Raw genomic sequence first — 12,701 nt, 5'->3', positions numbered from 1 at the left:
TTATCCAGAATACGCAATTGTAGAAAATAAATGAAAGTGATTACGGTGGCTGCAGCCATTATTTTAAATGAAGCGCAGCAACTGCTGGTGGTTCGCAAGCAAGGAACATCCTGCTTTATGCAGGTCGGTGGCAAGCTGGAGCCAAATGAAACCCCGGAAGCCACCATGTTGCGTGAAATTCAGGAAGAAATTGGCACACAAGCCCAGATTCAGCAATTCATTGGCCGTTTTGAAACCCAGACTGCCAATGAACCTGATCATCAACTGGTGAGTTATGTCTATTGGGTAAGGCTCGATCAAGCACCTAAAATTGAAGCAGAAATCGCTGAAATGAAATGGGTTGATCTGGATGAAAAAGAGGTCTTGCTGGCGCCCTTAACGACTGAAATTGTGATTCCGTGGGTGAAGTCACATTTGCTCGCCCAAGCTTAAATTTTAGATTTGCGCGCCTGCCAGACAGGCTGCATAAATTTTTTGACAGCCTAGCTCTTCAAGTTTTCGAGTGAGCGCTAGAATCGAACTGCCAGTCGTCACTACATCATCAATGATTAGCACGCGTCGGTAACGAATATTAGACGGTGTACTGATCTGAAACTGCGACTGGATATCTTCGATTCTTTCCAGACGGCTTAAGCCTTTTTGTGAATGCTGTTTCAGCCGGCTAACAGGTTGCCAGATGGGAACATTCAATTTTTTCGCCACATGCTTGGCCAGTACCAGAGATTGATTATAACCGCGTTCGGCCAGGCGTTCAGTCGAGATCGGCATCGGGACTATTGCACTGACTTTGGGTAATTCTAAACTCAACAGCGTACCGGCCAGTAAATTTTGCAAATGCAGCTTCTGTTCATATTTAAACAGCTGAATCAACCGATCCATTGGGTAGGCATAATCGCAGGCAATCTGAAACTGCATTTCTTGACGCTGAATGGTTTGATGTATCCACGGCAACTGCTGCCAGCAATCCTGACAGACTGAATAAATGCTCTGATAATCAGTCTGACACAACTGGCAGGGCTGAAGCGTATTCAGCTTGGAGATTCCCTGTGCCAGTAATTTAAACATAGGCATAACGCGGTGCTTCCGGTAGCCAGCGTTGTAATAACGCCTCAGCCTGATCTGGATAATCTTTTAAAATTTGCTGCGCCACATAATGTGCCTGATTGAGCAGGTGATCATCGCGTTCAAGTTTGGCCACGCGGAAATTCATATCGCCGGTTTGTTTAGTCCCCAGTAATTCACCTGGCCCACGCAATTCCAGATCTTTCTCGGCAATCATAAAACCATCATTGGTTTCACGCATGATTCTTAAACGTTCCTGACCGTTTTGCGACAGCGGATGCTTGTATAGCAGGGCGCAGAAACTGGCTTTGGCACCACGGCCAACCCGACCACGTAGCTGATGTAGCTGTGACAGGCCTAAACGTTCGGCATTTTCAATCACCATAATGGAAGCGTTGGGTACATCGACCCCGACCTCAATTACGGTAGTGGCAATGAGTAGCTGTAATTCATTGTTTTTGAATTGCTGCATCACCGCCTGTTTTTCATCGGCTTTCATTTTGCCATGTACCAGACCGATATTCAGCGCAGGAAAGCGTTCCCGAATTTCGGCAAAAGTGGCTTCCGCGGCCTGAGCATCTAAAGTTTCGGATTGCTCCACCAAGGTACAGACCCAATAGGCCTGTTTGCCTTCAGCGCAATTCGTCGCAATACGTTGCAGAACTTGTTCACGCCGATCCAGTGGAATGGTCACCGTTTGAATCGGGGTACGACCCGGTGGCAGCTCGTCAATCACCGAGGTATCCAGATCACCATAAGCCGACATGGCCAAGGTGCGGGGAATCGGGGTTGCGGTCATCACCAGCTGATGCGGGGACATGCCATCCAGGCCTTTATTTCTGAGTGCAAGACGTTGATCGACTCCAAAGCGGTGTTGCTCATCAATAATCACCAGACCGAGTTTGGCAAACTCGACATTCTCCTGAAACAGGGCGTGGGTGCCAATCACCAGATGGGCGCTCCCGTCCCGAATCAGCTGTTCCGCTGCGGCGCGGGCTTTGCCTTTTTGCTTGCCGGACAGCCAAGCGATATTAAGACCTAGTGGCTCAAACCAGCGTTTAAAGTTGAGATAATGCTGCTCGGCCAGAATTTCGGTAGGTGCCATCAACGCCACTTGCCAGCTTTCTTCCAGGGCATGACAGGCTGCGACACCGGCCACCAATGTTTTGCCGGCACCGACATCGCCTTGTACCAGACGTAACATCGGTTTATTGGCTTTTAAATCTTGTGCGATTTCTTTGGATACACGTTTTTGCGCACCGGTCATTTCAAAAGCCAGACTGGCCAGAAGCTGTTTGGCATAGGTTTTACTCGGTGCAAATGAAGGGGCTTCAACCTGATGAATAAAGGCACGCCGGGTCAATAAACTGATCTGATGCGCCACCAGTTCTTCAAAGATCAGGCGTTGCTGTGCGGGATGCGAACCTTGTGCCAGTTGCAACATATTGGCATTGACTGGTGGATGATGAATATATTCCAGTGCCTGTTTTAACGCATAACCATTGCTAAATTTTGCTGGCAGCAGTTCAGGCAGATGATCGCTATACTGAGCCAAAGCCTGCTGAATATAATCGCGTATTTTTGGCTGGGTCAGACCTTCAGTGGCCGGGTAAATCGCGGTAAGTTGGGTTTGCGGTAGCGGGGTATCTTCAGTAATGACTTGCAGTTCGGGATGATACATTTCCAGACCGCGCGCACCGACCCGGACTTCACCAAAAATTCTTAAACGGTGACCGAGCTTGCAGCGATCGGTGATGCCTTTATAAATATGATAAAAACGCAAAGTGACTTTACCGCAGTCATCATCCAGTAATACAGCCATGGACTTGCGTTTACCCGGCGGGAAATCCACACCTTTGACGATACCTTCGAGCAAATAGCTACGCCCCACGCTCAATTGATTCATGGGAATGATCGTGCTACGGTCTTCATAGTCACGTGGTAGATGAAAAAGCAAATCATCAGTATTGAAGATATTTAATTTTTCAAGTAATGCAGCGGCGGCATTACCAACGCCTTGTAACTGATGGACTGCAGCCATGTCCCCTCAACCAGATTCGTGATTCGGTGCTCAATGCATATTCTATTTATCGGTTATGGTAAAACATCCCGGCGTGTTGCTAAACAACTATTTGAGCAAGGTCATCAAATTAGCACAATTAGCTCAAGTCCCAAAACAGATTCCTTTGCAACTCATCTGATTCAAGATGTGCATAAACTGAATTTAACGACAGTCACACCGATTGATTGGGTCTATGTATTGCTTAGTCCAAAACAAAGTGCTGTCGATGGTTATCAACAGACCTATCTGGATTCAGTTCAGCCGATTGTCACTGCCTTGAAACAGCATCCAGTGCAGCGGATTGTGGTGGTGTCATCGACACGGGTCTATGGGCAAAATGCTGGAGAAAATATCAATGATGAAACGCCTCTACAGCCCAACGATGTGCAAGGAAAAATCCTGTATCGGATGGAGCAGGCCTATTTAGCGGCTTATCCTGAGCAATGTACAATCATTCGCCCAAGTGGAATTTATGGAACATCGGTAGAGCGCTTACAAAAAATGGCAGTATCTATGACCAGTTATCCAAATCTGCACTGGTCAAACCGGATTCATATCGAAGATTTATCACGTTTCTTGTCACAGATGATTCACGTGGAACATCCTGAGTCTTCTTATATTATGAGCAATAACCAGCCACAGCTTTTACATGAAGTCTTGCAATGGTTTCAGCAGCAGATGGGGCTGCCTTTACTCGAAGTTGAGAACAAGCAGGTCACCGGTAAAAAGCTCTATGCCACTCGGATGCAAAAAACAGGATTTGAATTAAAGCATACAGATTGTTTTGAGGATTATTTGGAACTAATGAGGAAAAGTAATCCCTCCTAACCTCCCTTTAAAAAGGGAGGATTAAATTCCCATTCCTTGTAGGAGAGAGCTGGGGAGAAGGGGAAGGATTTTAAATTCTCCCTCATCCCCTTATGAAGCACTGCTTCCCATCTCCTGAAAGAGAGAGAATAAAAGCTTTACTTCTTTTTGCGCTTGGCGCGTTTCTTGGCTTGTTCAGCCGCAACTGCATCAAGTGCTTCTTTGAGTTCTTCATCGGTAAAGGCGGTGATGTGATGCAACATCTGTAATTTTACTTCATCCAGTACCAGATCTGCATATTGCGCCACGTTGGTCAGCTGTTCATCAAAAACAATGGCATTGTCGTCATTGGTACACAGATAACCTTTTTGGGTTAAGACTTTAATAAAGCTCTGGAACAGGGCTTTGTCGAAGAATTCAGGCGAATTGAATTCGTATAGAACTGATAAACGCTGACCAACCAGATAGCTCAATTCTTCAACCTGACGGGTCGAAATATTGCCTGAACCACGCTGGGTAATCAGTGCCAAAGTCATGTAATAACGTTCCAGACTTTGAGTCACTGGTGCAGCCAGAACTTCGAGCTGATGATGGACTTCAGTATTGGGTGCCGGAGCAAGCAGATTTTCACCATCTTGCGTGATCAGTTTGGCAGAAATCAAGTTATCAATATGCGCATTGACTTGATCCTGAATCTCATCTTCACGCCATTTTAAAAACAGCTCTGCTTTTAGGAATGGGTACAGGGTGCTGCTGATGTTGACGACATCATCACGGCGAATCGTTCCATTGTGTTCAGCCAGTGCTGCAATCAATGACGGAAGCACAAAGGAATGCACGATATTGTTACGGAAATAAGTCAGCAAAACTGCCTGATTATCTTCAATGGCAATGATATCGCCCAGCACATGTTTTACCCGCTTGATCAGTTTCAGCTTCATTGCATAGGCAATAATTTCTTTGCCTGAAAGCGGTGTAACTTCCATCCGTTCATCATAAGGTAATGCCGCCAGCAGGGTACGATAAGTATCAAGCTGCTTGATACAGATTTCTTCATCCAGCGTATGTTTTGGCGTGGCCAACAGGATCAATGATAATAGCGATACCGGATTGATCACCACTGCACGGTTGATATTTTCCAGAATCGCTTGCGCAGAGCTGTTTACTGCATCAGAAACTGCTTGTGGAATTGGATCATCGTTCTTTTCAATTTTAATATTTTCTGCGCCATGCTGTTTCAGGATGTCATCCAGAAATACCGGCTCACCAAAATTCAGATGCACTTTACCGAAAATGCGTTCAATTTTGCGCAGGGTTTTGACAATACCAAAAATAGATTCGGCTTCTTTCGGCTTGCCGCTCATCTCACCGACATAAGTGCCGCCTTCCATCAGGCGTTCATAACCGATATAGGTCGGTACAAAGACAATTGGTTTGGCTTTGCCGCGTAAATGACCATGCACGGTCATCGCCAGCATCCCAGTTTTAGGTGGTAGCAAACGACCAGTACGTGAACGACCACCTTCGATAAAGTATTCCAGTGGGGTATTGCGTGATAGAACGCTATATAAATATTCTTTAAAGACTGTGGTATAGAGCGCATTGCCACGGAAAGTACGGCGGATAAAGAAGGCACCGCCACCACGTAAAATCTGACCCACAAAAGGCATGTTCAGGTTATCGCCCGCAGCGATATACGGCACCATCAAGCCACGACGATAGATCACATAAGACAATAACAAATAGTCGATGTGACTGCGGTGACATGGGGTATAGACAATCTCATAATCTTTGGCCAGTTCACGCACGGTACTGAAATTATGCACTTCCACGCCGTCATAGAGCTGTGTCCATAAACGGGTCAGGGCTTTATCGGCAAAACGTACAGTCGAATGAGAATAATCGGAAACAATTTCGTTCAGATAACCAATGGCACGACGTTCAGATTCCAGCATCGAGATTTTACTGCGAATACTGTCATTGCGAATCGCAGCCTGTACATCTGGCGATTTGATGAGACTGTGCATGACATTACGGCGATCGGACAGATCCGGCCCGAGAATCACTTCGCGCTGATCATCCAGATAATCATTTAAAGTGCTAACAATATAAGTTGCTGGCGCTGAATTTGGATGCGTTTCTTTGGCATGCTCAATCATGGCACGTAAAGACTGGGGTTCGTGAAACTCTAAATAAGACTGACGGCCATGCAGACCGATATTGACCAGTTGCTTGACCCGGCTTGGCGTAGACCAGGTATCGGTAAATAGCAGTTTGAACCAGGAATCTTCTTTTTCAGGTTCACGTCCCCAAAGCACCGTGACTGGTACCAGTTCGATATCCAGCTCAGGATGTTGTTCCAGGATTTCAATCAGGCGTAACAGGCGCGGCGGAAACGCATGCGGCGGTGAGCTGAGCAGGTTATTTTCATCATGATGCTGTAAAAACAGCAGTGAAGCTTTTTCCTTACTATTGCCCAGTTGCATTGGATCGAGCGCAGCTGGCAACTTTAAACGGCGGGTTTCTGCATCGACGACCAACGCATTACTACGCGAATGGTTCTGTAAAACGTAGCAGACCAGCTTTCGCGATTCTGCCGCGGTCTGATCAGGTTCAGGTGCTGTCACTTCACTTGGTACTTCCCCAAGAACATGAGGGGTAACCACAAGATCAAGTAGCTTACTTGAAAGCTTGCGATACATTTGACCAAAGCCATTCTTGGACATAGCTGCTCCTAATTTTACTGACCAAAACCACAGGACTTCTGAGGGGATTTATTTTTGCGGGTTTCCAAAGCGAAACCATATATCTTTTTTTAACAACTTCAACAGAAGTGCGCTAATTTTAGCGTGAAAGCAGATGCTTTTCCTAGTCACTTATGACATCAGTATGACAGAACAGTCATGCAATCTTTAGAGTTTCGGTCTGATTTTGTGGCAGAATATTCCAGATTAATTATTTAGATCTGTTTTTCCATTTTGGGATATCTCCAATATTACGTAGGTTGCTTATGAATGCCTTAACACAGGAACTGGTCGAGCTGCTCAGCTTGGAAAAGTTAGAAGAAAACATTTTTCGGGGAATCAGCCGTAATCTGGTGGGCAAGCGCGTGTTTGGTGGGCAGGTTTTAGGGCAGGCACTCCGCGCTGCGTCTTATACCACAGACCGTCCGGCACACTCGTTACATGCCTATTTTCTGTTTGGCGGAGATGTCAACGCACCGATTATTTATGAAGTGGATCGTATCCGTGACGGCAAGAGCTTTGTCAGCCGTCAAGTACGTGCGATTCAGCATGGTCGCACTATTTTTATGTGTATGGTGTCTTTTGCGCATCAGGAAGAAGGTCTCAATTACCAGATTTCAGAGCCGGAATATCCGCCAGCAGAAAGCCTGAAAAATGAAGCAGAACTGATCAAACAAATGATTGAGTTTATTCCGGAAAATGTCCGTGCGTCCTTCACCCGTGATCGTCATGTCGAGATCCGCCCGATCAATCCGCAAAACCCCTTTCAGCCTCAGCCGGAAGCGCCGTCTTATGCGCACTATATCCGCACCCATGACCGAATTGCTGTAGAAGTGGATCAGATTTCTTTGCATCAGGCGATTGCCGCTTTCTATTCAGACTTTACCTTGATGACCACGGCACTGCGTCCACATGGTCTGAGTTATATTTCGCCAAGCCTGCAATGTGCCAGTATTGACCATGCCATGTACTTCCATAAGCCATTTCGTGCCGATGAATGGATGCTATATGACATGGATGCCACCCAGAGCGCCAGCTCACGCGGTCTGAATTTTGGCCGGATGTGGCAGAATGGCGAACTGGTCTGTAGTACCACGCAGGAAGGGCTGATCCGCTTACGTGAAATCGAAACCCAATAATTTTTATATTTTTTGCTCAAAAAGCCGAATCCCAGATTCGGTTTTTTTGTTTTTAATTCGCAGAACAATCATTATTTGAGATCTTGTTCTAGGCACGCGTTTATAAAATATTACTCGATTCTGTAGAATCGGCATGGCATAGTGCCGCTTAAGATCTATATTAAAATGCATGAAAAGATGAGCTTAAATACGCAAATTTTAATTGCCGCCGTATTGGGGGTGCTGTTTGGATTTTTACTCACGATATTTCCGCAGACCTCATTTTTTGATGTCAGTTTATACGGCATCGGCATCGTCAGCAGTGTTTTTATCGGCTTATTAAAAATGCTGTTGGTTCCGCTAATTTTTACGTCGATTGTGGTCGGGGTATCTAATCTACAGGCAGGCGGACAACTGAATCGCACCTGGAAAATCACCCTGATGTGCTGTGTGACCACAACGACTTTGGCACTCATTTTAGGTCTGGCCTGTGCACATCTGTTTGATGTCGGCAAGGGTGTCGATGTACTGATGTTCCAGGATGCCATGGCGCAGCATCAGACTCCGGACACCTTAACGCCATCTTCTTTCTTTACCAATTTTATCCAAAATACCCTGATCAATCCGTTTAAGGCATTTTCAGATGGCAATGTCCTGGCGGTGGTGGTCTTTGCCTTGTTTGTCGGTGTGGCACTGGTCGCAGGCGGAGATAAATTCCGTACCGTGCGCAAGTTGAGTCACCAGTTTTTTGAAATCATGATGTTGATGATTGGCTGGGTGATGAAACTGGCACCTTTCGGTATTTTTGCTTTATTGGCCAAGCTGATCGCGACTGAGGATATTTCGGTACTCAGTCGTCTGGCTGAATTTGCGGCCGTGGTCACTGGAACCACCATTTTCCATGGCATCGTGGTATTGCCTTTATTGCTGTGGATTTTTGGCAAGATGGATCCGATCACGTTCTTTAAAGGCACACGCGCTGCTTTAATTACCGCATTTGCCACCAGTTCCAGTTCGGCCACCATGCCACTGTCAATGAAATGTGCGCAGGAAAATCTGGGCGTACGTCCGCATACGGCAGGTTTTGTGATTCCACTGGGAACACAGCTGAATATGGATGGCACAGCTCTTTATGAGGCAGCCGCCGCCTTGTTTATTGCCAATTTAATGGGGCTGGATCTGAGTTTAGGGCAACAGCTGGTGGTCTGTGCCACGGCAATGATTGCATCCTTAGGCGCACCTGGGATTCCAAGCGCTGGCATGGTCACCATGATTATGGTGTTGCAATCTGTGGGATTGCCTGCCGAGGCGATTGCGATTTTATTGCCGATCGACCGTTTACTGGATACGGTACGTACCGTGGTGAATGTGCAGGGCGATATGATGATCAGTGTGGTGGTAGACCGGCATACCCGTGAACCTGAAGCGCCGGTTTAATCTTTATCTAAGTCCGGATTCCAGACAATTTCCCAGAGATGACCATTGGGATCCTGAAAATAACCAGCATATCCGCCATAAAAGGTGGTGTGTGCAGCTTTGATAATTTTAGCGCCCGCACGTTCAGCCAGCGCCATGATCTGGTCAACCTCTAAGGGGCTAAATACATGATGCCCCAGTGCCATTTGCGTGGGGCAGATCGGACTCAAGGCAAGACCGGTATCTTGCTGCAGGCTATGCTGTGGCCATAAGGCAAGCTGAAGGCCGGATTGCAGTTGAATAAAAGCCACCGCTCCATACTCAAATTCCTGACCAATAATTCCATCACTGCTAAAACCTAAACCTTCACAATAAAATTGCAATGATTGCTCTAGATCCTGTACCGCCAGAGTGATGACAGAGATAGAGGGTTTCATAATGTTTTCCTGATCTACAGTTGAACAAGATTTATTCTAATATGAATCGAGATTCGGCCATTCAGCAGAAATATAGCGTTCATGTAAATACAGTGAAGCATCTCAACAAACTGCTGCTGTTATCAGTAGCACTGTATGATCTAGCGAAAATTAGCCTGTAAAAAACCTCCGTTATGCGGCATAACGGAGGTTTCTCATTTAAATCAATTAATCAAATATTTTGTTATTTGATTATTCAGCTGAGCGTTTATTCTGGTTCAGCTCATCTGCTGCTTTAAGTTCTGACTGATCCTGCTCGAGTAATTCAAGCGGTTCTTCAGCTTCATTTAAGTCATGCGGTGAAACCTCACCAATAGCAGTTGCATCAGACCCAGAGTCGAGTTCAACTGGTTCATCGAATTGATTTAGATCATGAGCCGATACTTCCGGAATACTGTCCAAATCAAATTGAGTTGATTGATCTAAAGTGAAATTCAGACGGCCGCCCATGACGCTGGCCAGTTCTTCAAGTCCCTCTTTGTTCATAGAGGAGAACAATTGAATCGAGAAGTCCAGTTTCATTTTTTTTAATGCGGCTTTGACTTCCTGAAGCGCTTTAGAGGCAGGGCCACGATTCAGCTTATCTGATTTGGTCAAAAGAACATGCACAAACAAATGACGTGAATAAGCCCATTCCAGCATCATCACATCAAAGTGTTGTAGCGGATGACGAATATCCATCAACAGCACCAAGCCCTGTAAGCTTTTGCGATGAATCAGATAATTTTCCAGTTCTTTTTGCCAAACAATTTTCATCGCCTCTGGTACGGCAGCATAGCCATAGCCTGGTAAATCGACCAGACGCTGATCTGGATTACCCAAGCTAAAAAAGTTAATCATCTGGGTGCGGCCGGGTCTTTTTGATGCACGTGCCAACTGTTTCTGGTTGGTCAGGGCATTAATCGCACTGGATTTACCGGCATTGGAGCGACCGGCAAAAGCAATTTCATAGCCTGTATCTTCTACACAAAGACTGAGTTTTGGTGCACTCATTAAAAATTCGGCTTTGCGTAGCCAGTTGAGTGAGCGCACAGAATATTCAGTAATAGCAGAATCAACTTTTTTCTCGTAGCTGATCTTTTGCTTGGGTGCATGGGCTGTCTTACTGTTTTTGGATTTTCCTCTGCTGTGGTGCATAACTCAACTTCAATAAATGATCTACAAAGAAACATTATAAAGGAAGTCGCACAGGCAAGCGAACTTTGCTTTGCAATGCTATTGCAACTTAATCCATCAGGTTAATTAAACCGATTGGAGAAACAGTACTAAAATGAGATTGGTTAGATGGGGTGAGCACATCGGCCAGCGTATATTGGTTCAGGCTTTGGTAAAACTGTTCCAGCGCATGGTCGAGAATACCTTTTAAACCACAATTGCTACGCAGTACGCAGGGTGGGGTATTACATTCGACAATCACATGATTTTCACCCTGCAAGCTAAGCACGATCTCACCGAGTTTTAGATTTAGTGTAGTAGGATTTAAGCGGATGCCGCCGCCTTTACCGCGTGTGGCAATAATCCAGTCTTGTTTCGACATGAAATGCACAATCTTCATTAAATGATTTTGTGACACATACAAATCTCGCGCAATTTCCGCAATCGTATACGGCGTATCTCGCGGCTGGGAGATGTACATTAAAATACGCAAAGCATAGTCGGTAAATTTGTTTAATTGCATGATCGCACTAATATCTTTAAGAATTAAATAGATAAGGGCTAGTCTAGCATAACCAGACTAGCCCCACCTATTCAGCTTGAAGCGAGGGCTTAGTGGTGAACCCCACCTGTACCAAATGCTTCACTATGAATATTTTCAGCAGGAATACCGCGGGCAACGAGTGCTTTTTGCTGTTCTGCCATAAATGGCATTGGGCCGCAAAGGTAGTAATCGGCATTGACTGGTAACAGCGCTGCATCAACTGTACTCAGATCCAGACGACCTGCTACATCATAATCCTCACCCAGTTTGTCAGCTTGATGTGGAAATTCATAAGCAGTAAGGGTGCTTAAGCGCGGATATTTTGCTTTCAGGTCATGAATATGCTGGTGCATCGCATGAACCTGTTTGCTACGGCAAGCATGGATAAAGGTCACAGGTTGTGGCATATCCAGAGTCACCAGCTGGTTCAGCATCGCGATCATTGGCGTCAGGCCAACACCACCACTGATAAACACATTACGTTTAGCTGGATCGATCAGGTAGAAGTTACCTGTTGGTGCAGATACTTCAATTTCTGAACCTTCCGGCAAACCATGTAGAGTGTTAGACACCCAACCTGCAACTTGATCTGCGCCATTGCCCGGTTCACGTTTAACTGAAATACGCAAATAGTCTGCTTGAGGGCTGGTTGAAAGCGTATATTGACGCGGCTGTTTTAAGCCGAGTTCTTCTACGAATACACGAACTGAAATATATTGACCCGCTTCATATTTCGGTAAATCGCCACCATCTACCGGTTGTAGATAGATTGAAGTAATCTCGTCACTTTCTACTACTTTTCGGGCAATTTTGAAATTGCGCCAGCCTAACCAGCTACCTTTGGTTTGCTGATGCTGCTCATAGATCGTTTTTTCAGTGCTGATGAACAAGTCAGCCAATTGACCATAAGCTGTAGCCCAAGCATCAATTAATGGATCTTCCATCGGGATGCTTAATACTTCACTAATAGAATGCAGCAGGTTTTCACCCACAATATTATAGTCTGGCGCTTGAATGTTTAAGCTCACGTGTTTATGCGCGATCAGCTCAACCACAGGTAAAAGTACAGATGGGTCTTCAATATTTTCGGCATAGGCCAATACAGCGCCGGCAAGAGCTTGCGCCTGTGCACCACTGCGTTGGTGACCCATATTAAACGTTTCTTTAAGGGCAGGGTTGTTGCCTAACATGCGGTTATAAAAATAGCCCGTGAGTGCCACACCATTTTCGCGGAGTACAGGCACTGTTGCTTTTACAAGGTCAATTTGCTGCGGAGTCATGTTTGATCTCTCATGGCTGTTTATTTATAAGATGTAT

The 12,701-nt window shown here is 45.7% G+C and carries 11 protein-coding genes; 4 read left to right on the top strand and 7 right to left on the bottom strand.

The window, feature by feature from the left end; all coding sequences use genetic code 11:
• Nucleotides 1–30 precede the first annotated feature (30 nt).
• Nucleotides 31–432 carry an NUDIX domain-containing protein gene (locus tag FTU95_RS03300; protein WP_005094183.1) on the top strand — a complete coding sequence of 134 codons (402 nt, stop codon included), beginning with the start codon at nucleotides 31–33 and terminating at the stop codon, nucleotides 430–432.
• 3 nt (nucleotides 433–435) lie between these two features.
• On the opposite strand, the gene FTU95_RS03295 is transcribed toward FTU95_RS03300, so the two are convergent.
• Both FTU95_RS03295 and recG read right to left on the bottom strand, forming a co-directional pair.
• Nucleotides 436–1,071, bottom strand: a complete 636-nt coding sequence (locus FTU95_RS03295) for a ComF family protein (RefSeq protein ID WP_074383589.1) — start codon at nucleotides 1,069–1,071, stop codon at nucleotides 436–438.
• Complete coding sequence (recG, locus tag FTU95_RS03290) at nucleotides 1,058–3,103, bottom strand: ATP-dependent DNA helicase RecG (protein ID WP_180077518.1); 2,046 nt, start codon at nucleotides 3,101–3,103, stop codon at nucleotides 1,058–1,060. The genes FTU95_RS03295 and recG overlap by 14 nt, the downstream gene beginning before the upstream one ends.
• A gap of 33 nt (nucleotides 3,104–3,136) precedes the next feature.
• Between recG and FTU95_RS03285 the strand changes: the two genes are divergently transcribed.
• Nucleotides 3,137–3,952 carry an NAD-dependent epimerase/dehydratase family protein gene (locus FTU95_RS03285; RefSeq protein WP_180077516.1) on the top strand — a complete coding sequence of 272 codons (816 nt, stop codon included), beginning with the start codon at nucleotides 3,137–3,139 and terminating at the stop codon, nucleotides 3,950–3,952.
• Nucleotides 3,953–4,089: 137 nt separating this feature from the next.
• Here FTU95_RS03285 and plsB read toward each other — a convergent pair whose 3' ends face one another.
• Entirely contained in the window at nucleotides 4,090–6,657 is a 2,568-nt protein-coding gene (plsB, locus tag FTU95_RS03280; protein ID WP_180077514.1) for a glycerol-3-phosphate 1-O-acyltransferase PlsB, read from the bottom strand.
• A gap of 284 nt (nucleotides 6,658–6,941) precedes the next feature.
• Between plsB and FTU95_RS03275 the strand changes: the two genes are divergently transcribed.
• Together FTU95_RS03275 and FTU95_RS03270 are read left to right on the top strand one after the other, a co-directional pair.
• Nucleotides 6,942–7,814 (top strand): acyl-CoA thioesterase II, encoded by an 873-nt coding sequence (locus FTU95_RS03275; RefSeq protein WP_180076353.1) that lies wholly within the window; start codon nucleotides 6,942–6,944, stop codon nucleotides 7,812–7,814.
• 177 nt (nucleotides 7,815–7,991) lie between these two features.
• Complete coding sequence (locus FTU95_RS03270) at nucleotides 7,992–9,230, top strand: dicarboxylate/amino acid:cation symporter (protein ID WP_034608350.1); 1,239 nt, start codon at nucleotides 7,992–7,994, stop codon at nucleotides 9,228–9,230.
• Here the strand turns inward: FTU95_RS03270 and FTU95_RS03265 are convergent.
• From FTU95_RS03265 to hmpA, 4 genes are all read right to left on the bottom strand, one after another.
• Nucleotides 9,227–9,646, bottom strand: coding sequence for a VOC family protein (locus FTU95_RS03265; RefSeq protein ID WP_180077512.1), 420 nt, complete (start codon nucleotides 9,644–9,646; stop codon nucleotides 9,227–9,229). The genes FTU95_RS03270 and FTU95_RS03265 overlap by 4 nt on opposite strands.
• A 231-nt stretch (nucleotides 9,647–9,877) precedes the next feature.
• Nucleotides 9,878–10,822, bottom strand: a complete 945-nt coding sequence (gene yihA / locus FTU95_RS03260) for a ribosome biogenesis GTP-binding protein YihA/YsxC (protein WP_005168732.1) — start codon at nucleotides 10,820–10,822, stop codon at nucleotides 9,878–9,880.
• Nucleotides 10,823–10,910: 88 nt separating this feature from the next.
• Complete coding sequence (locus FTU95_RS03255) at nucleotides 10,911–11,363, bottom strand: Rrf2 family transcriptional regulator (protein WP_005094159.1); 453 nt, start codon at nucleotides 11,361–11,363, stop codon at nucleotides 10,911–10,913.
• Nucleotides 11,364–11,452: 89 nt separating this feature from the next.
• Nucleotides 11,453–12,664: an NO-inducible flavohemoprotein gene (gene hmpA, locus FTU95_RS03250; protein WP_005094157.1), complete on the bottom strand. Its 1,212-nt coding sequence runs from the start codon at nucleotides 12,662–12,664 to the stop codon at nucleotides 11,453–11,455.
• Nucleotides 12,665–12,701 lie beyond the last annotated feature (37 nt).

Source organism: Acinetobacter sp. YH12208 (assembly GCF_013418055.1).
Taxonomy (GTDB): Bacteria; Pseudomonadota; Gammaproteobacteria; order Pseudomonadales; family Moraxellaceae; genus Acinetobacter; species Acinetobacter pseudolwoffii.
This window is presented reverse-complemented; position numbering and strand designations above follow the sequence as displayed.

Coding starts and splice junctions, on each gene's coding strand:
- FTU95_RS03300 (WP_005094183.1), top strand. CDS start 31: ATGAAAGTGATTACGGTGGCTGCAGCCATTATTTTAAATGAAGCGCAG.
- FTU95_RS03295 (WP_074383589.1), bottom strand. CDS start 1,071: ATGCCTATGTTTAAATTACTGGCACAGGGAATCTCCAAGCTGAATACG.
- recG (WP_180077518.1), bottom strand. CDS start 3,103: ATGGCTGCAGTCCATCAGTTACAAGGCGTTGGTAATGCCGCCGCTGCA.
- FTU95_RS03285 (WP_180077516.1), top strand. CDS start 3,137: ATGCATATTCTATTTATCGGTTATGGTAAAACATCCCGGCGTGTTGCT.
- plsB (WP_180077514.1), bottom strand. CDS start 6,657: ATGTCCAAGAATGGCTTTGGTCAAATGTATCGCAAGCTTTCAAGTAAG.
- FTU95_RS03275 (WP_180076353.1), top strand. CDS start 6,942: ATGAATGCCTTAACACAGGAACTGGTCGAGCTGCTCAGCTTGGAAAAG.
- FTU95_RS03270 (WP_034608350.1), top strand. CDS start 7,992: ATGAGCTTAAATACGCAAATTTTAATTGCCGCCGTATTGGGGGTGCTG.
- FTU95_RS03265 (WP_180077512.1), bottom strand. CDS start 9,646: ATGAAACCCTCTATCTCTGTCATCACTCTGGCGGTACAGGATCTAGAG.
- yihA (WP_005168732.1), bottom strand. CDS start 10,822: ATGCACCACAGCAGAGGAAAATCCAAAAACAGTAAGACAGCCCATGCA.
- FTU95_RS03255 (WP_005094159.1), bottom strand. CDS start 11,363: ATGCAATTAAACAAATTTACCGACTATGCTTTGCGTATTTTAATGTAC.
- hmpA (WP_005094157.1), bottom strand. CDS start 12,664: ATGACTCCGCAGCAAATTGACCTTGTAAAAGCAACAGTGCCTGTACTC.